This is a genomic window from Fluviicoccus keumensis (genome assembly GCF_004217445.1).
GTDB classification, from domain to species: Bacteria; Pseudomonadota; Gammaproteobacteria; order Pseudomonadales; family Moraxellaceae; genus Fluviicoccus; species Fluviicoccus keumensis.
Genome location: NZ_SHKX01000017.1, coordinates 45629 through 66257, shown reverse-complemented (window position 1 = coordinate 66257; position 20629 = coordinate 45629). Strand labels below are relative to the sequence as shown.

Below are 20629 nucleotides of genomic sequence, written 5' to 3'. Positions count from 1 at the left end.
TTCCTCCGGCTTCAGCAGCTCAGCCGCAATGGGTGACGAAAATCCTGTATTGCATTCCGCCGCCCTCGGCGTATCACGCCTAAATACCGGAAAAATTGACGGCACGTCATCGGCCAGACGCCAAGATCACGCTGAATTGGGAGCGTGATGGCTGTATATAAATACTTGGGCTATCTGGGGTCGTCTCAGGAATCGGAAATTAAATGGTTTCATCGGCCGTAGCGGCCTGAACCCGCCCACCCCGATCTTGACACGGCTGCGCCACAGATAATCCCCGTCAGGTTGATGTGTTCCCAACCCAGCGACGATAAGTACAAACAGCGCCTCATCAATCGGCTGACCATGATCCTGCAAGGCCCTTACCGCCCCAACTCCCGCAACGCGACGGCCAGCCGTTTTGACGCGGCTGGCGCAGCATCAGGGCCGTCTTGGCGTTTCCATCGCCACGTTGTATCGGTGGCTATCGGCGACTGACCGTGCTTAGTTTGCTTTATTTCCGGCTCGTGATCTGACCCCGCTTTATGCTATTATATAGATGACATGCGAATGATTATGGTGCGAATCAATGTCCGCTACCTCCATCGAAGAACGTTTTGCACTGGCGCTGCACAACACGGCCCGAATTTGGCGACAGGCAGTTGACCGCCGTCTCCGGCACCTGGGAGTAGGCCAAGCTGGCTGGCTGGCCATCACGGCCATCGCCAAGGCTAAAAGCGCCCTCTCACAGATCGAACTGGCACATGCGTTGGGTGTGGAAGGCCCCTCTCTGGTCAGCCTCATCGACCGTCTCGTCAAGTCTGGTCTGGTGGAGCGGCATCCATCTGAAACAGACCGGCGAGTCAAGCATGTATTGCTGACGGAAGCAGGGCGCGAGCTTTATGCCAACGTGAAGTCCGAAGCCGCCCTCTACCGACAAGAGGTCTTGAACGGTTTGGATCGAGATCGACTGCTTGATGTCACCGAGCTCCTTGAAACCTTGCAATCCAAGATTGAGGAGGCGCTATGAATTCAGAGGCAGCCCAAAGCCCGACACAGCCTATTCAGCATCGCGGCATGATCACGATTTCGATCATGCTGGCAACGATCATCCAGGCGTTGGATGGCACGATTGCCAACGTGGCCTTGCCCCATATGCAAGGCAACCTTTCGGCGTCTCAGGATCAGATTACCTGGGTGCTGACCTCCTTCATCCTGGCCTCTGCCATCACCATGCCCCTGACTGGCTGGCTGTGCGACCGGTTCGGGCGCAAGAGTGTGTTTCTGGCCTCGATTGCCGGGTTCACCATCGCCTCAGTGCTATGCGGCATCGCTGGCTCACTTACCGAGATTGTGCTGGCTCGTTTCATCCAGGGGATTTTTGGTGCGGCGCTGGTCCCTTTATCCCAAGCTGTCCTGCTCGACATCAATCCGCGTGAGAAGCACGGTTCGGCCATGGCCGTATGGGGGATGGGCGTCATGATCGGCCCGATCCTTGGCCCGACGCTGGGCGGCTGGCTCACCGATGCCTACGACTGGCGTTGGGTGTTCTTCATCAACGTGCCGGTGGGTGCCATGGCGCTCTACGGGGCATGGCGTTACATCCCACGGACGCTTGCCACACGCCGCATGCGTTTTGATATGTTCGGCTTCGTGACCTTAAGCCTTGCCATCGGGGCTTTGCAGATGCTGTTGGATCGGGGAGAGCAGAACGACTGGTTTTCCTCGCGCGAGACCTGGATCGAGGCGATTCTGCTGGCGATCAGCTTCGCCTATTTTGTGGCACACACCGCTCTGCGGCCTGCGGGTAAGTCATTTTTCGATTATCGCCTGCTGATGAACTCCAACTACGTCACCGGGCTGGTCTTCATCGCTATCGTGGGCATGGTGCTGTTTGCCACGCGCGCGCTCACCCCTTCCATGTTGCAGGGCCTGATGGGTTATCCAGCGGCAGCGGCCGGACTGGTCACTGCTCCCAGTGGCTTGGGAACGATGCTGGCCATGGTCATCGTCGGCCGTTTGGTTGGCAAGATAGATGTGCGCTATCTCCTGGCGGCCGGATTTGGGCTGACTGCTCTTTCCTTGTGGCAGATGAGCAGGTACACGCTTGTGCTGTCGCAGTCCGACATTGTTTGGCCTGGCGTGATTCAAGGCATCGGCTTGGGACTGGTCTTCGTTCCGTTGAGTACAGCGGCGTTTTCGACCTTGTCGCCAGAAATGCGCGCGGAGGGCGCAGCCATCTACAGCCTGGTGCGTAATATCGGCAGCAGTGTGGGTATAGCACTGGTTCAGACCCTGTTGACCCGCAATACGCAAATCGCCCACGCCTCGCTGACCGAGCACATCAGCGTAGCCAACGCCACGTTACAAAGCCCGTCGATCAATGCTTTCTATGGCACCTCTGGCGCGGGCGCTGCCTTGCTCAACACAGAGATCACGCGGCAGGCATCAATGATCGCCTACATCGATGACTTCTGGATGATGTTCCTCATGACGCTGGTCATCATCCCCTTGTTGATCTTGATGCGACCGGAGCGCTCCAAAGATGCCGGCCAAATCGACCATGCCGCCATGGAGTAACTATGCATACCACTTATCCATCCATCTTCAAACGCTCGTACCTCATGCTGGCGATCAGCCTGTCACTGGCAGCGTGCGTGAGCGTTCCACCCGAGTCCAGCACGCTGCGCCAGTCAGATGGCAGTGCGGTGCAACTGCCCGACGATCTCCGTCAAGCCGCAGAATGCGCATGGCCTCGGGATGATTGGTGGCAGCGATATGACGATGAACAACTAAACCGCCTGATCGAACAGACACTGCATGACAACCCAAGCCTTGAAGCAGCGACTATCCGGGTCTACGCGGCCCAGGCGGCTCTGGTCATCACGCGCGCCGGCGATAAGGTGAGTGTAGGTGTCGATGCATCCACCAACCGGCAACGCTACTCGGCCAACGGACTGTTTCCTGCCCCCATTGGCGGGAGCACGTTCAGTGACTTCAATGTGCAGTTGGACCTCCGAAAAGACATCGATGTTTGGGGCAAGAATCGCGAGCTGATTACCGCAGCGGCTGGCGAGAAAGCGGCGCGACAGGCGGAGCAGGCTCAGGTGCGTCAGGCGCTGGCACTGTCAGTGGCGCAGAGCTACTTCGAGTTTCAGGCCGATGGTGCGGTCATGGCGGATCTGCAAGAGCAGATTGGTGTCCAGCAGGCGCTGGTGGAGGACAAACAAAAGCGTCAGGCGCGAGGATTGGTGTCATCGGACGAGGCGCTGATTGAGCAGTCCAAGCTCGCCGAGTTGAAACGCCGTCTGGCCGAAGTCCAGGCGCATGCCTTGGGGGAAAGGGAAGCGCTGCGGGCACTGGTCGGCGGCAATGCCCCATCGATCAACCTGCTGGCGATTCGTCCCTTGCCGAGGCCTCGCGAGGGGGTTCCCGCTCAACTGGGCTTTGAGCTGCTGGCCCGCAGGCCTGATCTCCAGGCAACACATTTGCGAGTCGAGGCCGCAATGAGTCGTGTCGAGGCCGCCAAGGCCGCGTTCTACCCCGAAATCAACTTGGGCGCGTCCTTGGGACTTGACGCGTTGTCCTTGTCGGATCTGTTCCAGGCAAGCAGCCGCACTTTCCTCATAGGCCCGACGTTGTCACTGCCGATTTTCAAGCGCGACAGCTTGAAAGGCCAGTTAGCGTCCGTGCGCAGTGGGCGGGATGAATTGATCGCCAATTACAACCAGCAAGTGCTGGATGCCACGCGCGAGGTGACACAGACCGCTGCCTCCATCAAGGGCTTGGACAAGCAACTTGAGCAACAACAGGCCATGTCCACCAATACGGCGGCGCTCCAGCGCAATACCAAGGCGAAGCTGGACCGAGGATTGTCGGATCGCGCCAGCCTACTGCGTGCCGACTTGGCGGTGCACCAGGACAAACAAGTCGAATTGACACTGATTCGACAGCGCCTGCAAGCCGATCTGCGGCTGACAAGGGCCTTGGGCGGCGGCTATCACGCTGTCAGCACCGGAACGGCACAGGCCAAGAACACTTAGATGAATTGACGGGAAACGATATGACAGATACTCAACTTGACACAGGCTCCCCCCAACAGCAACGCAAGCGCCGCTGGGTGCTAATCGGCATCACTGCGTTGTTTCTGATCGGCAGTGCGCTCTATGCTGTGTATGCCGCGCTGGTCCTCTCCAAACGGGAGTATACCGACAACGCCTATGTCGGCGGTAACGTGGTGACACTGACCGCCCAAGTCACCGGTAATGTCGTGGCTATCAGTGCGGACGAGACGCAACAGGTTCAAGCAGGCGCAGAGCTGATCAAGCTCGATCCCGTCGATGCAGAGGTGGCCCTAGCCCAGGCCGAAGCGAAATTGGGCTCCGTGGTGCGCCAGCTACGTGAGCAGTACACCGGACTGTCACAGTACGAAGCCACCGTTGTATTGCGACGCAAGGAGCTCATACGGGCTCAGGACGACTTTGCCCGCAGACAGCCCCTGGCGGCGGATCAGACCTTACCGCTTGAAGAAGTGGCGCACGCACAGCAAACCGTCCAGACAGCCGAGTCCGCTTTGAGCGTGGCCGAGAAGCAATTGGAGACAGCTCGCGCAGGTCTGCAAGGAGTCACCATTGAGCAGCACCCAAATGTGCTTGCGGCCAAGGCCGATTTCATCCAGGCGTGGATTGCCGCACGGCGCAATGCGGTGCTGGCTCCGGTTTCGGGTTACATCGGCAAGCGCAGTGTGCAAGTAGGCACTCATGTGGTTCCGGGCACAGCACTGATGACCATCATTCCTGTCGATCAGCTCTGGGTGGATGCCAACTTCAAGGAATCCGAACTGCGCAACATCCGCGTAGGGCAACCTGTCACGCTGGAGGCCGACGCTTACGGCGGCAAGATAGAATATCACGGCAAGGTGCTGGGCTTGTCTCCGGGAACGGGAAGCGCGTTCTCGCTGCTTCCAGCGCAAAATGCCACCGGCAACTGGATAAAGGTCGTGCAGCGCGTGCCGGTTCGCATCGCGCTTGACCCGCAGGAGTTGCGCGCCCATCCACTGCGCGTGGGCTTGTCGATGCTGGCCACCGCGGACACCCATGACACAAGCGGTCAGATGTTGGGCGCACCGGCCCCAGCGAATCCTGCCTATATAACGCAAGCGCCCACCGTGCCCATGAAACAGGCGGATGAAGCGGCCCGAAGTATCATTGCCAAACAATTGGCAAAGGGGTGAGTGCTCGACCACCAAAAAAAATAGGAGAGCAATTTCAGGCTATCCTGGCGCAGCACGCGCATAAATTAGGTTTTCGTTTCCTCGGCTGTCGGCTGCACGTGGCCAGGCTTAAGATTAGAGGCGAGCTATGCGTCACTCACTCTTGCTGCTGTCACTTCTTTGCACAATCGCACCCGGGTATTCCCAAGCCGACAACGCTCCGGTCAATTTTTTCACCTTCACTTTTGAAAATGACTTCTTCGCCGGCAAGGACTACGGCTATACCTCCGGCACCCAGCTCGACTGGGCTCACGGAGATGCCAGGACCTACGACGAGATCGCCCCACACTGGATTACCTCGCTGGCCCGCCCGCTCTGGCTCAGCCAGGACCCGAACCAGAGGCGCGCCGTCTCGTACAAGATCGGGCTCGCCACGTACACCCCGCAAGACATCAGTGACCAGAACCCTCCCAAAGACGACCTACCCTATTCGGGCCTGTTGTACTGGAAAGGCACGCTGCACGCGTATGATGACCACGTTGCCGACCGTGCCTACCTGACGCTGGGTATTGTCGGGCCGGCCTCGGGTGCCGCAGCCGCGCAAAAAACCTTTCATCGCATCATCGGCTCGCAGCAGCCGGAAGGCTGGAGCACCCAGCTCGACAACGAGCCCGTATTCAAGATAGGCGTAGCGCGCAAATGGCGCACGGCAGCCATCGACTTCGACGACAGTCCCTGGGGCATGGACCTGATCACGCATGCAGAGGTCGGCGCCGGCACCTTCGAGAGCACGGCTGACCTCACCTTCAGCATGCGCCTGGGCAAAAACCTAATGCGTAGCTTTCCCACTGCCGGACTGCTTCCTGGGCGTGACACCAACCAGCTGGCAGGTGAGCTTGGAAACGATATCTATTTTTTTATTGCCGTGATGGCACGCTACCAGCCCAATGCCATTTATGTGCAGGGTAATAACTTCGGCGGTAAGGAAACCGACCTCACGCTCCGGCAGGAGCAGTACTTCCTCTCGGGCGGGCTGAGCTGGAACCGTGGCAACTGGGGTTATGAATACGCCTTGGCCCGCAGCACCAAAATCTTCAACAATGCACACGCAGACCAAGTCTTTGGATCGCTCGGCATTACCTACCGATATTGATGGGACGCAGGCACCAAGGTGCCGGCTGTGCAGCGCTTACTGGAAAAAATAGCTCAGGCTCATGCACCAGGGGCTGTCGTCGATGTCGGCTTTGCCAATCGTATTGGAATCACCCACATTGGCATAATAGGGGTCGCCATAGAAAATGGAAAAACCTACGCTAGGCGCTTGCTCCCAACCCTCGTATTCTGCCAGGCAGTAACGCTCGATGTGTTCGATCGCGCGCTTCATGCCGCGCACAAGCTTACTGTTGTTTCCGATGCGCATGGTCAACAGGATCGTGGCGAGTTTCGGTGAAACGGCGAGGCCACGATGCGCCGGTTTTCCATACAAGCCGATCTCAACACCGCGATGACACAGAATGTGGCTCCGCCCTGCCAAAATCGGACGCCGTTACGGCCGATGAAACCGGCTTAGCGTACTTGACTATCCGTTTTCAGAGACGTCCCCTATCTGACGAATTTCCTCTTGTCCGCGGATTCTCCCCTACTTGCACATTTTTTTAGTTTGTGCGATTTTACTGAACGTTCGTTAAGTAGAAAATCTGGGACTCGCTATGACCGCTTCACCCCCCGAGATCACTCGTGAGCGTATCCTCAACAAGGGCATCATGTTGTTTGCCAACGATGGCTTCGAAGGCGTATCCATGCGTCACATGGCGAATGCTGTGGGCTTGACCGTGTCGGCGTTGTATTACCACTTTCCAGACAAAGAGAGTCTGTATCTGGCGATAGTCGAGCACAGTTTTAATAATTGTTTAGCGTCAGCCACACTAGCCGCACAAACCAGTGCCGAACCATGGCAACGCTTGACTGATTTTATTCGTGAATTTATTCAAACGCTGGCTTCTAATCGTGACTTTCAACGTCTGATGCAATGGGTATTATTAGATCAGGATGATCTACGGTCACAAGCGTTGACTGAGCAAGTGTTTGCGCCTTTTTTTGACCAAATTGCCAGCTTGGTGAGTTATGTTGCACCACAGCAAAATGCCCATTTTTTAGCCGTTTCCATTATTAGCTTGATAGTGTTTCCCTTTGAAACCAGCCACGTGCGACGATCATTGACAGGCTATATATCCCTACAGGATCAACCAGAGTTGCTGACCCAGCATATTGTGCAGTTGTTACGTCATGGCGTATTTTCAGATCAAGGGGATAAAGCATGCGCTTTGTGTTAATCCATTTATGCATGATGATGGTACTTTTGCCTGGCTGCAATAATCAGGAAAATGTTCATACTGTAGTTTCACGTCAGGCGCAGACTTATCAGCTTGCCACAGTGCAAGCTAGTACAGGCGCCAAGGATGAATATGTGCGTACTGGCCGTGTGATTTCCGATCAACGCTTAGCACTCAGCTCGCAGTTAACCGGCTATATTCGCGAGATACGTGTACAAGAAGGGGAAAACATTCAGCAAGGTCAAGTGTTGGTGCGTTTAGATGCCAGTCAGGTCGAAGGCGCTATTCAGCAAGCTGGCGCTGAATTACAAGCCGCACAAGCAGCGGTGACCGATGCCAGGACGGATGCTGAGCACTTGCAACTATTATTTAGTCAGGGTCATGCCGCAGATAATGAATTACGCAAAGCGCAATTACGTCAAGACACGGCATTACAGACCTTACATCAAGCACAAGCTGTGCTGACCACCGCCAAAGCACAACGTCAATACAGTGAAATTCGCAGTCCACTCACCGGTGTTGTGGTGGATCGTCAGTTGCGTGTGGGTGATTTAGCCGCACCCAACAATCCTATTTTGACCATTGAAGCCAATCAACAATGGTTATTCAGCACCAGTTTGCCGGAGCAACAATTAGCCAATGTTAGTGTGGGCATGCCCGTGACGGTTTATGTAGACGCCGTACCCCACGCAATAATCGGTCATGTCGCCCGTATTGTACCTAGCCAAGATACATCCACGCACACCTATCAAGTCAAAATCAGTTTGCCAGCCCAGCCTAACCAGCGCTTGTTGTCGGGTATGTTTGGTCGCGCTGTATTCACTTTAGGGCAAACCGCCGAAGTGATCGTGCCGAAATCGGCCCTGATAGAACGTGGTGGCTTACAAGGCGTGTTTGTGGTCGATAACCAGCATAAAGTCCAATTTCGCTGGTTACGTTTGGGACGCGAATGGCCGCAGCAAGTGGCGGTGAATGCAGGGCTGAGTGCCGGTGAACAGGTAGTGGCTATAGCAAGTCCGCAACTGCGTGATGGTGACAGGGTTGTAGCACTCCCTGTGCCACGCTAGGGGATCGACATGCGCTCTCCACAATCAAAAGACACTTCGGCCAACTCAAGCCCAAAATGGAGTTTGGCGGCGTTATTAGCCGATATTTTTATCACCTCTAAACTAACTCACTTGTTTATTCTGGCGTGTTTAGGCATAGGTTTGTATGCCATTAGCCATACCCCGCGTGAAGATAATCCACAAATTACCGTGCCGTCGGCGGCTATCCGTGTTGAGTTGGCGGGAGCCTCGGCTGAGGAGGTGGAGCGTTTACTGGTGCGCCCCTTGGAAGCGAGCATTAAACAAATTCCAGCGGTGGATCATGTCTATGCGACGGCGGCTAATTCGGTCGCCCAGTTGTCGGTGCAATTTGTCATTGGTGAAAATCAAGAAACCGCATTAGTCAAACTCCATGATCGTATTGCCAATACCTCGTTGCCTGTCGGAGCCAGTGTACCGGTGATTCGTGGTGTTAATGTCGATGATGTGCCGATTGTCACTGTGACCTTGGCCTCAGAGCATTATGATGATTATGCCTTGAAGCGTTTAGCTGATCGGCTTCGTGATGGTTTATTGTCGTTAAAATCGGTATCGGCCAGTTATGTGCAGGGCGGTCGCGAGCGTCAGGTGCGTATCGCTCTTAATCCAGAACGATTGCAAGCGTATGGCCTAAGCATGGACGGCATTCGAGCGGCATTGGGTGCTGCTAATATTGCTATGCCTTTAGGAGTGTCCGTACTACAAGGACAAAACCAGCAACTGTTTTTGCAAGGTGAATTTACCTCGGTAGACGATGTGCGCCATGTGGTACTAGCCAGCCATGACGAGCAGGTGGTGTATTTGCAAGATGTGGCACAAATTATCGACGGTCCAACCCAAGAACCAAGCACGCTCAGTCGTTTTGGTTTTGGTGCCGCTGATCGACGCTTTGATCAGAGCCAACAACCCGATATGCCCGCCGTCACTTTGGCCGTGGCAAAACAACGTGGCAGTAATGCGGTGGAAGTGGCCGATGCGGTCTTGGCTCGCGTGGCCAAGATGCAAAAAGCGTTTATTCCCACCGGTGTCCATGTGGTGGTGACACGTAACGACGGCGAAATTGCCAACGATACCGTTAATGGTCTGATGGAGCACTTGGGCATTGCGGTGTTGGCCGTATTTTTGGTCACGTTAGTCTTTCTAGGTCGAAAAGAGGCCTTGATTGTGGGCATGAGTGTGCCGTTAGTGTTGGCGTTGACCTTGGGTATTGCGTGGATAGTGGGCTTATCGATCAATCGGGTGTCGCTGTTTGCCTTGATCTTATCATTGGGATTGTTGGTGGATGACGCCATTGTTGTGATTGAAAACGTGCATCGGCGATATGCCCATTTGGGACAAGCCAACAAGCGGTGGATAACCGTGGAAGCAGCCCGTGAGATCGGCAACCCAACCAATTTGGCCACGTTAGCGGTAATGCTGGTTTTTGGTTCTCTGGTATCAGTGACAGGAATGGCGGGCGAATACTTTTATCCCATGGCTTTTAATGTGCCCGTGGCGATGGCGTGTTCGTTATTAGTGGCGTATACCGTGGTGCCGTGGGCGGCCCATCGCTGGTTGAAGGCAGGGGAAGGCCATGCCTTAGAGCAAGCCATCGATGCAGCACAGCCACCCACTCACGGCATTCAAGCGTGGTATCGCCGATTATTGATTCCCTTGGTCGATCACGCTCGATATCGTCGCTTGGCATTTGCAATGGTATTAGCATTAATTTTGTTATCGTTGTTACAACCCGCCTGGCAATTCATCCGTCCACAAGGTGTAGGCGGGCCGCAGGCGTCGTTTGGTGTTGAAATGTCGATGATGCCATCGAATAACAAAAACACCTTTAACATCACCTTGGATTTGCCCGAAACGGCAGCGGTGGAAGAAACCGATCGGGTTGCGCGAGCCGTGATTGAGGTGTTACGTCACGATCCGCAAGTCACCGACTATCAATTGTGGTTAGGGCAATCCGGTGTGATCGACTTTAGTGGCTTATTACGCGGTGCGGCGGAAAAAACCGGTTCGCATGTGGCGGAAATTCGGGTCAATTTACGCGATAAACATCAACGCCAGCTCACCTCCATGGCAATTGTTCGTCAATTGCGACCCAAACTACAGGCGGTGGTTAGCCACTATCACGGGGCTACCATACAATTGCTAGAAGATCCGCCAGGCCCACCCGTACGTTCGACGGTACTGGCCGAAATTTATGGCAACGATCCGGCGCAGTTACACTGGATTGCCCAACACGTAGAAAAAGAATTTCGGCACACATGGGACATTGCCGAAGTTAAATCTTCCGAACCTGTGGACATCACACGCCACACGCTGGTGATTGATCGTGAAAAAGCGGCTTTGTCGGGTGTCAGTGCCGCCGAGATCGCTACCGCACTCAACCGTTTATGGACAGGTGAAACCTTGGGCCGTGTCCATGTCAGTGGTGAACATAATCCCGTTCCGGTACAACTCTGGGTTCCGCGTCAAGATCAGCCCGATTTTCAGTTGTTGAGTCATAGTACGATTATTAATCGTACGGGCTTAGCCATTCCTTTATCAGAGTTGGTGCATATTAAACCGGCAACAGCAGATCGCCCGATTCAACACAAAGACGGTGAGCGGGTCACCTATGTGATGGCTGAAATGACTAAAAGTGCGCCCGCCTATGCCGTATTGGACTTGGATAAACGTTTGGATCAGATGCTTTTGCCAGATGGCAGCTTGCTAAATACCGGCAATCTCCGTTTTAGTCCGCAACAAGTGGATAATGCACAAGGTTATGTCTTGTTATGGGATGGTGCACAACGGCAAATGCTGGATACCTACCGTGATATGTTAGGGGCGTTAGGTATATCAATTGTCTTTATCTTTTTGATTTTGGTGGCTTATTACCAATCATTTAGCTTACCGATTGTAGCGATGGCGGCCATTCCATTAGGGCTAGTCGGTATTTTCCCCGGACATTGGTTAATGAATGCTCAATTTTCGGCTACATCGATGGTCGGAGTCATTGCCTTAGCCGGCGTAGTTGTTCGCAACTCATTATTAATTATTGATTTTGTTTTGGATTATTGCCAAAAAGGTCTATTGTTGCGTGAAGCGATTTTGGAGGCGGGCGCAGTGCGCTTACGCCCAATATTACTGACGGCTTTGGCGATTATTTTGGGCAGTGGCATTATGCTTACCGATCCTCTTTTTAGTGGTTTGGCAATCTCGCTGATTTTTGGCACCTTAGCCGCTACACTGTTAACCTTGGTGGTTGTGCCTTTGTTGTTGTTTTTGTTGTTAAGGCACAAAGGTTATCCGGTTTAACACACCCCCTTAGAAATTTGTCTGAATGTTTAGTGACATCAGGGCACAAACAGGCTGTTGGAAAAATCCTTCAAATAGCCTGTATGTTTCATTTAAACGCCCAAATCACGGGATATCCTGTCATTCTTTTTGACGCGAATCCAATCTCTACACCCAATAGTACGCCGGTTGCCTCAAAGCGGCTCGGCAACCCATATCCGGAGAGTCTGTTCCGCACGTACAAGTACCGGCCGGGCTACCCGGTGGATGTCTTGACCGATGTCTCGGCAGCGCGGGTCTGGGCGCAGGACTTTGAGTAGCAGTACAACCTGGAGCACCAACACAGCGGCGTGAAGTTCGTGCCCCCGGATCAGCGCCATAGTCAGGCAGCCCGGACTTGCTGGTGAAGCGCACGGAGTAGGAATCCGGCTCGCTGGAACAAGACGTGAGGAACTGGCCACCGGATGGCTGTGTCTGGCTCAGTCCGGAAAATGCAATGCCAGAAATGGCTGAAGCCGCGTAGAAAAAAGGTGACAACTACCTTGAAACCGCCGTGAACGAGAAATGCTTGCCAGACTGGATCATCGACTCCAAGTCCAGCAAACCAGCGTATTATTAAATTATAATTCAATTGCCTCTAGCTGCGGATGGGCTATTGTCGCATCAGTCAGATGGTTGCTTGCAGGGATTGTCAAAACCTGCTAATGAGTCATCAACTTCAACCCTGGCTTGTTTTGAGCCATTCGGGTTAGCTCGCGAGATTCTGAACAGGTCTTCAGACCACCGAGAGCAGAGTTTTTACAGCAATCGTTTCGTCAGCCAAGCAGTTGGCATTCACGGCTAATTTATCCGTGATAATTTTTTTCGCCAGCAGAAATTCCTGTGGTCGATTGATGCAGTCCGCCGCAATTAACTGGCCGCTTTTTAGGTAAAAAGCAGCAAAACTGCGGCTGTTGTCTGGATCACCGCGCATGACTACTTGATCGTATCCTTGACTTAGACCGGCAATTTGCAGCTTCAGGTCGTACTGGTCCGACCAGAACCACGGCAGGCTCTGATAAGCCTTTTTCACGCCGCACAGCGAGGCTGCCGCCGCCTTCGCCTGGTCGCCGGCATTGGGCACCGACTCCAGGCGCATCCGGCGCTGGTAAATGGCGTTGAAGTGGTTGGCGCAATCGCCCGCCGCCACGATGTTCGGATCGTTGGTGCAGGCGAATTCATCCACCGTGATGCCGTTATCCACCGCCAGCCCGGCGGCCTGCGCCAGTTCGACATTGGGCACCACGCCCACGCCGATGATCACCAGATCGGCCGGGAACACGACGCCGTTGGCGCATTCCACCCGCTCCACCCGCGCGTCACCCGCCAGCGCCGTCACCGAGATGCCGGTCTGGATGTGGACGCCTTCTTCACGATGAATACGGCTGTAGAATTCCGACAGTTCCGGAGCGGTCACCCGTTGCAGGATGCGGTCGGCCATTTCCAGCACCACCACCGCCATGCCCTGCTTGCGCAGCGAGGCGGCGGTTTCCAGGCCGATATAGCCGCCGCCGATGATCACCGCCCGCCTGCCCGCGACCACCTCCGGCTGGATGCCCTGCACATCGGCAATGGTGCGCAGGTAATGAACCCCGGCCAGTGCCTCGCCGGGCAGACCGGCCTTGCGCACGCGCGCGCCCAGGCACAACGCCAGCTTGTCGTAGGCCAGTGACGCGCCATCGTCCAGCGTCAGCTGCTGCCGCGCGCGGTCGATGGCCGTGACCCGGGCCTGACGGAAGTGGATGTTGTTCTTCTCATAGAAGGCGGCGGGCCGAATGTACAGGTCTGCCACGGTCTTGTCCCCCGACAAAAAGGTCTTCGACAAGGGCGGATGCTGGTACGGCAGATACGGCTCGTCGCCTACTACCAGAATATCGCCGCCCCAGCCCTCCAGACGCAGGCTGGCGGAGAGCTGGGCGGCGGCATGGCTGGCACCAATGATTACGGCGGTTTGGGCGGTCATGGCGGCTCAGCCCGGGGTCTTGGCGGTGAGCTTGACCATCATTTTGCTGTAGCCCCGCACAAAGTTGGACTGGACAATTTGCGGTTCGCCAATGACTTCAATATGCTCGAAACGGGCCAGCAACTCTTCCCACAGGATGCGCAGCTGCAGTTCCGCCAGACGATTGCCCATGCAGCGATGGACGCCGAAGCCGAAGGACATATGGTTGCGCGCGCCCTTGCGGTCAATGATGAATTCATCCGGCTGCTCGATGGCGCGTTCATCGCGGTTGCCCGAGACATACCACATCACCACCTTGTCGCCTTTTTTAATCAACTGGCCGTTCAGCTCCACGTCCTGCTTGGCAATGCGACGCATATATGCCAGCGGGGTCTGCCAGCGGATGATCTCCGACACCATGTTGGGTATCAGGCCGGGGTTTTGTTTCAGCTTGACGAACTCGTTGGGGAACAGGTTCAGGGCATATAATCCGCCCGACATGGAGTTACGCGTGGTGTCGTTGCCCCCGATAATCAGCAGCGCCAGATTGCCCATGAATTCCATGGGTTTGCGAATCATGTCCTCGGTGTCCTTGGAATAGACCAGCATGCTCATCACGTCGTAGCCCATCGGCATACCGGCGGCTTTCTGGGCGGCCTTCTGGTGCCAAAGCTCAGAGAACTGCCTGGTCATATCAATCGCCGTATCAAAAAACTCATCAATACTGAGTCCCGGACCGCCGGTCGCTTGCGGGAATGAGGCCATGGCGTCGGACCAGTAAACCAGATTTTGGCGTTTCTCATAAGGGAAATCGAACAGGGTGGCCAGCATGCGTGTGGTCAGCTCAATGGAGACTTTCTGCACCCAGTCAAAGGGCTGGTTGACCGGCAGTTCGTCCAGCACACTCTGCGTCCGGGAGCGAATCAACGACTCCAACTCTTTCAGGTTCTTGGGCGCCACCACATCCTGCACCGCCTGCCGTTGCTTGTCGTGTTTCGGCGGGTCCATGGCAATGAACATCTTTGCCGGCAAGCCTTCCGGGGTCTGGCCGATGATGATGGCCGGTTCGGCCGAGAATAAGTCATGGTTCTTGTCGACAAAAACAATGTCTTCATAGCGAGTGACGGACCAGAACGGGCCAAAGGGGCTGCTCTTTTGGTAATGTACCGGGCACTCGTCGCGCAGGCGCTTGAAGTAGGACTGCCACTTCTTCTGCTTGTACAGGAAGGGGTTGCTGACATCGATATCTTCAAGCTTCAGGCTCATGACATCGGGGATAGGCTGCTCGATAAACTCGTCAAAGGGTTTGGTTTGCAATACCGCATGCTTGACGGTTTGAAAGGTCTTGACACCCTTGATCAAAATGGGTGCCGGGACATTGGCCGAGACCGTCTCGACCACAAAGTCGGAGGCCTTCTGGATGGCGGGTACTTTTTCGTTCAGCTCGGCGAAGGTCGTAGACGCTTTGTCGAAGGCGGTTTTCAGTAGGCTCATGATTTCTCAACCCAGGCATAGTGTTGGCTTACGGGGACAGATCTCGCGGGGCGAAGCGCCGCTACATCTGAAATTCCGGCAGATGGATGACCATTCCGTCCATGGCGTCGGTGGCCTTGATCTGGCAGGACAAGCGCGAGGCCGGCTTTTTCTCGGGGGTCATTTCCAGCATCTGCAACTCGTCGTCGCCAGCCTTGCCCGCCACGTTCAGCCAAGCGCTGTCCACGATGACATGGCAGGTGCCGCAGGCGCATTCGCCGCCGCAATCCGCGTCAATGCCCGGTACGCCGTTGTCCATCGCGATCTGCATCAGCGATTTGCCCGCTTCCAACTCAACCGGATGTTGCGTGCCGTCATGCTCGATAAAGGTAATGTTGCCCATGAATCGCTCTCCACTTATATTGATTGCAACAGACATGCCGCCCCAAATTGTCGATATGTCGATCAGTCAGTCGAGAATATGCAGATAACGTGCGTTATAATAGGTCATTTATTGACAACGAAGGGGTTATTAAAAGACACTACTGTCCATGACAACAGGCGGTTAAAGCGGAGAAGGCGGGTGATCGACAGTCAGGTAAGTGCGGCAGGCCAGCTTATGCCGGGTGAAGAGGTGGCGAATATTCCGTCCAACTATTCGCGTCTGATTGGTCGAGAGCTGGAGTTGCAAATCAAGGATTTGCCCAAACTATTGAAGTTCACTGGGTTAAGCGTCGAGCAGTTTATGCGCGACGACACGCTGCTGACGGCGCGCCAGCAAATCCAGATCCTGCAAAACGGATTGCAGTTATCCAGCCATGCCGACTTTAGTTTGCGTCTGGGTCGGCGGCTGATCCCGGCAACACACGGCGTGATGGGCTTTCTGGCCAATAGCAGCCCCGATTTGTTGCGGGCACTGACGGCCTTTCAGAGCTTTGTCCCGACCCGCCTCAGTTTTGTCCATTTAAGCCTTATAACCAGTCCGGAGCGGGTCGAGTGTTATATTGATTTTGATATCCCCCTCAATCCCGAGGTGCACCGCGCCTTGTCAGAATGTTGCATGATTGTGTTGTCTGAGTGCGCCGAATTCATTATTGATCGGCCCTTAACCGAGGCCCATATCTGTTTTACCCATGACCAGCCGGACTACCTTGAGCGCTATGGCCAGTTCCTTGCCGGAACTTGTGAGTTTTCTGCGCCGCGCCTCAGGGTCACCATCCCGATGGAAGTGTGCCGTATTCCCAACGCCTCGGCCAACTTGGAAAATTATCTGCTGGCGATGCAGCAATGCGAGGCCATGCTCGCAGGTGTGACATCTCACCGGTCCAGTTGCAGCTACCAGATCCAGAAAATGATGTTGTCGCATCCGCTAGGGCAGTTGAGCGAAGAAGAAGCGGCAGCCGCTTTGTTTATCAATAAACGTACTCTGGCTCGTCGCTTGCTCAAAGAGGGCAGTAGTTATAGCCAGATTCGCGATACGGTGCTGTCGCAACAAGCCAGCAGCTATCTGCGCCACAGTAATATGTCAGTTGACGCGATTGCCTCCTTGCTGAATTACCATGACAGCGCCAATTTTCGCCGTGCTTTCAAGCGCTGGTTTAATGTATCACCACGCCAATATCGCCTGCAAGTAGCCAGCGAAGCCGCGACTGTCGGTCAGCCAGCGCTGCATTCGCGCCCGGCATGATGTTTACCCGCCCAAATCTTTCACTAATGAGGGTAAGTTTCGTTTAACAAAAACGATATAACTGGAGTTACGTCAATAGCGTTTCGTAAAAAAACCTGCCTAGACCGTCATCACGATACATAGCGACTCCTCATGGCATCTGCTCACTAACAGGAAAGAGAAACCGCCCAATACAAACCAGCTTCCCTTCGTGCCGCAATTGGACAGATACGGTAGTAATACGCCGCCCTGCCCGCACGATATTGGGAATGGCCATCAGTGTCCCCGCAAAGGCCGGGCGCAGATAATCGAACGTTAGGGTGGCGCACTCCGGCAGCGTGGTATCGCCACGATAACGTGCGAGGTGAAGCGCGGCCACCAGCTCTCCAAAGCTGGCCAGGATGCCCCCATGGAAGGTGCGAATCAGCGGATTACCGACGTGCTCCTCCTTGAAATCCAGGAAATAACGATGCTCACCATCGACCTCGCCTTCGCGCAGGCCAAGGAAGTGCGCATAAGGCGCCAGCTTCTCCAAAGAGCTCAACGAGTCTATTTTCATTTTCCAACTCCCGCCTGCGCCAAGTGAGGGCTGTCGAAAGACGGCCCCATGGTGCCGATAGCGAAGGACCCTGCTACCGTGGCAACGGGCTCCTCCTGACCCTCAGCCAATGCCTTGCCTACGATAAAGGCGACCGTTGCTGTGGTGGCTACGCAGTCCACGATGGCCCGTATACCAACTCCGGACGGTAGCGGTCGCAGGTAATCGACCCGCAAGTCGATGGTGGCAATCGGCTGCATGGACTGTAATGCCGAGAAAATGGCCAGACCGCAGGTCGTGTCCAGCAGCGTGACGAGCGCCCCGCGATGCAGTGCGCCGCGCTGATCGGATAGCTGCATCGAAAAAGGCATAGTCATTTCAGCTTTCCCGGTATCAATGAGGGTGATATCGATCCCCATCATCTTGAATAGCGGATGGTCACTGCCGAAGAACACTCTTGCGGCTTCAAAATTGATCATCCCAACATACTCCTCGCAATATTTGGATGGGCGCACAGGCTCAGGCTTGCAATGCGGCCTGTGCGTAATGGATCTCCGCGTGCTCGACAGCGGTGATGGCCGCCTCAAGCTCGGTCAGAGGAAAACGCTCACCTTCCGACGCCACCTTCAAGGTTAGCGCCAGCTGTGTCCAGGCGGACGCGGACTTGCGCATCAGTGCAGGCAAGGGGGAATTGCGAATTTCGTTATCCAGCAGGGCAAGCTCGTCCAGGAAATCCGCATACATTTTCCGGAAGCCGCCGCCGCCAGTACCGCGCTTCTCGATTAATTGATACGCAAAGCGCGTGGTCCAGCGCCAATCGACTTCACTCGCCCACAGCGGCAGCTGCTCCCGCCAATGCCCGAGCGCAGCGATGCCGCTGCATTGCGACCCGTTCAATAGCAACCCAGCATTGCAGCGAACAGCAGCGCGCGCCGCTTCACGCAGTGAGCCCGTCAGTGGCAGTGAATCCGGGGAATACATATTGCCTTGGTGCGGGAACGGCTCCTGGTTGGAAAAACGCGCCAGCGCCAGTTTGTCGCGCGGAACCGCGAGCAACTCCGGCCGCTCGGTATCAGTCACGAAAACGTCGCCAGATTCGCGCGAACGCCCCCAGGCCATGATCGCGTGACCTGGGAAATGGGTGCTGCTGCCGTAATAGGGCAGGTGAAAAATATCGGTGAGCAACAGAGCGGGAAAACCGGCATCCAGACGCTCATCTAGCGCCAGCATCGCTGCGTTGCCGCTGGCGAAAGTCGACCAGGACATGGATGGCGTGAACGTCCGCAATACCCGTTCCTCGAACCCGAGTGAACGTACATGCACCATATATGGAACAGGCGCCCCCGAAGGGGCCAGATAGCTGATGCCAAGCCCGGAACCGAGCCCGAAACAGAAAGCCTCACTGAGCACGATGCCGTGGAACTCGAGCAGGTCGCGTAAGGCCGAACTGCCGCAATGATGACCGGTACGATGAATAAACCGGATGCCGGTTTCCGGCGGCGCGAGTGGGATACTCAAATTTTCCTCATGTCTGCGTGTGTCGGGGCAAGGATGCCCCGGGAGATGACTGACCAGAGAGATTCGCCTATTTCGTCCAGCGAATACTCCCCCCCTTTCTTGTACCAAGTCGCCATCCAGTTAATCGCACCCAGTCCGATCAGGCGAAACAAATGCGTATCGACATCCAGCCTGATAAGCCTTTGTTCCTTTAACGCATCCAGCATGGTGGCCCAACAACGCTCATAGCGATCCCGCTCGCGGATGATTTCCTTGCGGGCATCGCCGCGCAAAGACCGCCACTCGAAGAGCAGTACGTAAGTCAGGTCGTCGCCAGAGAGGAGCACATTGATGTGCGCCTGTAGCGCCGCACGCACCTGTTGCAACGGATCCTGTGTCCCACTGATCGCCTCGGTGATGCCTTGGATGGTCTTCTCAATGGCCACCCCCATCATGTCCACGAGGATGTCTTCCTTGGCGCGGTAGCGGTAATGCAGGCTACCTGGCAACAGGTCGCAAGCCTTGGCGATCTCTCGGACGGTGGTCTTTTCGAATCCGTATTCCCGGAACAAACGGGCAGCGGTGAAAAGGATGCGCTCGCGTTCTGTGTCAGCGCATAAGGGTTCATGACGGGTCATAGGGTGACTCACAGGTTTAGGGTTGGCAAAAGTGTTACATCCTTCGCCGCCCAGCGCAATCCACGCTTCCCCGTCATCATCGGTTATGTCAGCGGGCCACCGAAGCGTCGCCAAAGACGCGCCTTGATGCCTCCAGCGGATCCGCGTGGCGCTCATACTCGGCCAGCCACGCACTGACCCTTTCGGGCATCTCGCTGTCCCAAGGATGGAAACCGGGCCGGAACCAGGCCAGATAGGGCACCAGCAGGCGAGTCAGTATGCCGTTGTGGCCATAGAGCCGATACAGTCCGCGGGCGAGCAGCAGCGGACGGCCCGTGACCCCATCCACCTTCAGCATGTGCCAGAGCACACGTCCCACCACCACATGCACCAATGCGGTTCCGACAATCAGTGCCGAGGTCCGGGTAAAGTAACCACCGCCGGCCACTTGATCATAGACATCATAGGCCACTGCCTTGTGCTCGACCTCCTCCACACCATGCCAGAGAAACATCGCCCTCATTACCGGGTCCGCATCCCGGAACATCTCAGACTTCCCGTCCAAGAAGCCCTCACCCAGGGTTGCAGTGATGTGCTCGAACGCCGCCGTTAAGGCCAACTGGTACTTAATGGGCAAGTGTTTCTGCGTCAGGCCGAGCAGAGCCTTCATGCGGTCGATCACCTTGTCGACCTTGACGCCCTGCGAGGCCATGACCGCGTTGTAGCGGTCGTGGACGATGCCGTGCTGAGCCTCCTGACGAAAGAAGGCTTTTACATCGTCCTTCAGTTTCGGGTCCGTAATCCGGTCCTGATAGTTGCGCACCGATTGGATGAAGAAACGTTCGCCGTCGGGAAAATGTACGGAGAGCGCGTCGAAGAAGCGGGTGACGACGGGGTCGCCGCCATACCACCATACCGGAACGTCATGGACATCGAAGTTCATCTTGCGGGGAATGATGTGATCGATTCTAGCGGTCATGA

General features: G+C 55.5%; 18 protein-coding genes and 1 pseudogene. 9 read left to right on the top strand and 10 right to left on the bottom strand.

Annotation, left to right across the window (positions count from 1 at the left end; all coding sequences use genetic code 11):
• Nucleotides 1–126: 126 nt before the first annotated feature.
• A pseudogene (locus EV700_RS17315) lies at nucleotides 127–366 on the bottom strand (hypothetical protein); the annotation flags it as partial.
• Between the two features lie 199 nt (nucleotides 367–565).
• Between EV700_RS17315 and EV700_RS16220 the strand changes: the two are divergent.
• The 5 genes from EV700_RS16220 to EV700_RS16200 all read left to right on the top strand — a co-directional run bounded on the left by EV700_RS16220 (nucleotide 566) and on the right by EV700_RS16200 (nucleotide 6341).
• Nucleotides 566–1006: a MarR family winged helix-turn-helix transcriptional regulator gene (locus EV700_RS16220; protein ID WP_130415757.1), complete on the top strand. Its 441-nt coding sequence runs from the start codon at nucleotides 566–568 to the stop codon at nucleotides 1004–1006.
• A gap of 47 nt (nucleotides 1007–1053) precedes the next feature.
• Entirely contained in the window at nucleotides 1054–2556 is a 1503-nt protein-coding gene (locus tag EV700_RS16215) for a DHA2 family efflux MFS transporter permease subunit (RefSeq protein ID WP_242610300.1), read from the top strand.
• Nucleotides 2557–2558: 2 nt separating this feature from the next.
• On the top strand, nucleotides 2559–4019 hold the full coding sequence (locus EV700_RS16210) for an efflux transporter outer membrane subunit (protein WP_130415753.1): 1461 nt from the start codon (nucleotides 2559–2561) through the stop codon (nucleotides 4017–4019).
• Between the two features lie 20 nt (nucleotides 4020–4039).
• Nucleotides 4040–5209: an HlyD/EmrA/EmrK family protein gene (locus EV700_RS16205; protein ID WP_130415751.1), complete on the top strand. Its 1170-nt coding sequence runs from the start codon at nucleotides 4040–4042 to the stop codon at nucleotides 5207–5209.
• Nucleotides 5210–5336: 127 nt separating this feature from the next.
• On the top strand, nucleotides 5337–6341 hold the full coding sequence (locus tag EV700_RS16200; RefSeq protein ID WP_130415749.1) for a lipid A deacylase LpxR family protein: 1005 nt from the start codon (nucleotides 5337–5339) through the stop codon (nucleotides 6339–6341).
• Nucleotides 6342–6377: 36 nt separating this feature from the next.
• On the opposite strand, the gene EV700_RS16195 is transcribed toward EV700_RS16200, so the two are convergent.
• A complete protein-coding gene (locus EV700_RS16195) occupies nucleotides 6378–6674 on the bottom strand; it encodes a hypothetical protein (RefSeq protein WP_130415747.1) in 297 nt (98 codons plus the stop codon).
• A 223-nt stretch (nucleotides 6675–6897) separates the two neighbouring features.
• Here EV700_RS16195 and EV700_RS16190 point away from each other — a divergent pair, with 223 nt between their 5' ends.
• Genes EV700_RS16190 through EV700_RS16180 form a run of 3 tightly spaced genes read left to right on the top strand, consistent with a single transcriptional unit; the run spans nucleotide 6898 to nucleotide 11897 of the window.
• Entirely contained in the window at nucleotides 6898–7521 is a 624-nt protein-coding gene (locus EV700_RS16190) for a TetR/AcrR family transcriptional regulator (RefSeq protein ID WP_130415745.1), read from the top strand.
• On the top strand, nucleotides 7506–8588 hold the full coding sequence (locus EV700_RS16185; RefSeq protein ID WP_130415743.1) for an efflux RND transporter periplasmic adaptor subunit: 1083 nt from the start codon (nucleotides 7506–7508) through the stop codon (nucleotides 8586–8588). The genes EV700_RS16190 and EV700_RS16185 overlap by 16 nt, the downstream gene beginning before the upstream one ends.
• A 9-nt stretch (nucleotides 8589–8597) precedes the next feature.
• A complete protein-coding gene (locus tag EV700_RS16180; protein ID WP_130415741.1) occupies nucleotides 8598–11897 on the top strand; it encodes an efflux RND transporter permease subunit in 3300 nt (1099 codons plus the stop codon).
• A gap of 754 nt (nucleotides 11898–12651) precedes the next feature.
• On the opposite strand, the gene EV700_RS16175 is transcribed toward EV700_RS16180, so the two are convergent.
• The 3 genes from EV700_RS16175 to EV700_RS16165 all read right to left on the bottom strand — a co-directional run bounded on the left by EV700_RS16175 (nucleotide 12652) and on the right by EV700_RS16165 (nucleotide 15733).
• Nucleotides 12652–13878, bottom strand: a complete 1227-nt coding sequence (locus EV700_RS16175; protein WP_130415739.1) for an NAD(P)/FAD-dependent oxidoreductase — start codon at nucleotides 13876–13878, stop codon at nucleotides 12652–12654.
• Between the two features lie 6 nt (nucleotides 13879–13884).
• Nucleotides 13885–15351, bottom strand: a complete 1467-nt coding sequence (locus EV700_RS16170) for a cytochrome P450 (RefSeq protein ID WP_130415737.1) — start codon at nucleotides 15349–15351, stop codon at nucleotides 13885–13887.
• A gap of 61 nt (nucleotides 15352–15412) precedes the next feature.
• Nucleotides 15413–15733 (bottom strand): 2Fe-2S iron-sulfur cluster-binding protein, encoded by a 321-nt coding sequence (locus EV700_RS16165; RefSeq protein WP_130415735.1) that lies wholly within the window; start codon nucleotides 15731–15733, stop codon nucleotides 15413–15415.
• A 180-nt stretch (nucleotides 15734–15913) separates the two neighbouring features.
• On the opposite strand from EV700_RS16165, the gene cypR reads away from it, so the two are divergent.
• The gene (gene cypR / locus EV700_RS16160; protein WP_242610299.1) at nucleotides 15914–17017 is read left to right on the top strand and encodes a transcriptional regulator CypR; all 1104 of its coding nucleotides are present in this window, start codon (nucleotides 15914–15916) and stop codon (nucleotides 17015–17017) included.
• A gap of 130 nt (nucleotides 17018–17147) precedes the next feature.
• On the opposite strand, the gene EV700_RS16155 is transcribed toward cypR, so the two are convergent.
• From EV700_RS16155 to EV700_RS16135, 5 genes are all read right to left on the bottom strand, one after another.
• Complete coding sequence (locus EV700_RS16155; RefSeq protein ID WP_130415733.1) at nucleotides 17148–17555, bottom strand: PaaI family thioesterase; 408 nt, start codon at nucleotides 17553–17555, stop codon at nucleotides 17148–17150.
• Nucleotides 17552–18013 carry a PaaI family thioesterase gene (locus tag EV700_RS16150; protein WP_130415731.1) on the bottom strand — a complete coding sequence of 154 codons (462 nt, stop codon included), beginning with the start codon at nucleotides 18011–18013 and terminating at the stop codon, nucleotides 17552–17554. The genes EV700_RS16155 and EV700_RS16150 overlap by 4 nt, the downstream gene beginning before the upstream one ends.
• Nucleotides 18014–18053: 40 nt before the next feature.
• Entirely contained in the window at nucleotides 18054–19052 is a 999-nt protein-coding gene (locus EV700_RS16145) for a BtrH N-terminal domain-containing protein (protein ID WP_242610298.1), read from the bottom strand.
• Nucleotides 19049–19669 (bottom strand): TetR/AcrR family transcriptional regulator, encoded by a 621-nt coding sequence (locus EV700_RS16140; RefSeq protein WP_130415729.1) that lies wholly within the window; start codon nucleotides 19667–19669, stop codon nucleotides 19049–19051. The genes EV700_RS16145 and EV700_RS16140 overlap by 4 nt, the downstream gene beginning before the upstream one ends.
• 88 nt (nucleotides 19670–19757) lie before the next feature.
• The gene (locus EV700_RS16135) at nucleotides 19758–20627 is read right to left on the bottom strand and encodes a metal-dependent hydrolase (RefSeq protein WP_130415727.1); all 870 of its coding nucleotides are present in this window, start codon (nucleotides 20625–20627) and stop codon (nucleotides 19758–19760) included.
• Nucleotides 20628–20629: the final 2 nt, after the last annotated feature.

Coding starts and splice junctions, on each gene's coding strand:
- EV700_RS16220 (WP_130415757.1), top strand. CDS start 566: ATGTCCGCTACCTCCATCGAAGAACGTTTTGCACTGGCGCTGCACAAC.
- EV700_RS16215 (WP_242610300.1), top strand. CDS start 1,054: ATGATCACGATTTCGATCATGCTGGCAACGATCATCCAGGCGTTGGAT.
- EV700_RS16210 (WP_130415753.1), top strand. CDS start 2,559: ATGCATACCACTTATCCATCCATCTTCAAACGCTCGTACCTCATGCTG.
- EV700_RS16205 (WP_130415751.1), top strand. CDS start 4,040: ATGACAGATACTCAACTTGACACAGGCTCCCCCCAACAGCAACGCAAG.
- EV700_RS16200 (WP_130415749.1), top strand. CDS start 5,337: ATGCGTCACTCACTCTTGCTGCTGTCACTTCTTTGCACAATCGCACCC.
- EV700_RS16190 (WP_130415745.1), top strand. CDS start 6,898: ATGACCGCTTCACCCCCCGAGATCACTCGTGAGCGTATCCTCAACAAG.
- EV700_RS16185 (WP_130415743.1), top strand. CDS start 7,506: ATGCGCTTTGTGTTAATCCATTTATGCATGATGATGGTACTTTTGCCT.
- EV700_RS16180 (WP_130415741.1), top strand. CDS start 8,598: ATGCGCTCTCCACAATCAAAAGACACTTCGGCCAACTCAAGCCCAAAA.
- EV700_RS16175 (WP_130415739.1), bottom strand. CDS start 13,878: ATGACCGCCCAAACCGCCGTAATCATTGGTGCCAGCCATGCCGCCGCC.
- EV700_RS16170 (WP_130415737.1), bottom strand. CDS start 15,351: ATGAGCCTACTGAAAACCGCCTTCGACAAAGCGTCTACGACCTTCGCC.
- EV700_RS16165 (WP_130415735.1), bottom strand. CDS start 15,733: ATGGGCAACATTACCTTTATCGAGCATGACGGCACGCAACATCCGGTT.
- EV700_RS16155 (WP_130415733.1), bottom strand. CDS start 17,555: ATGAAAATAGACTCGTTGAGCTCTTTGGAGAAGCTGGCGCCTTATGCG.
- EV700_RS16150 (WP_130415731.1), bottom strand. CDS start 18,013: ATGATCAATTTTGAAGCCGCAAGAGTGTTCTTCGGCAGTGACCATCCG.
- EV700_RS16140 (WP_130415729.1), bottom strand. CDS start 19,669: ATGACCCGTCATGAACCCTTATGCGCTGACACAGAACGCGAGCGCATC.
- EV700_RS16135 (WP_130415727.1), bottom strand. CDS start 20,627: ATGACCGCTAGAATCGATCACATCATTCCCCGCAAGATGAACTTCGAT.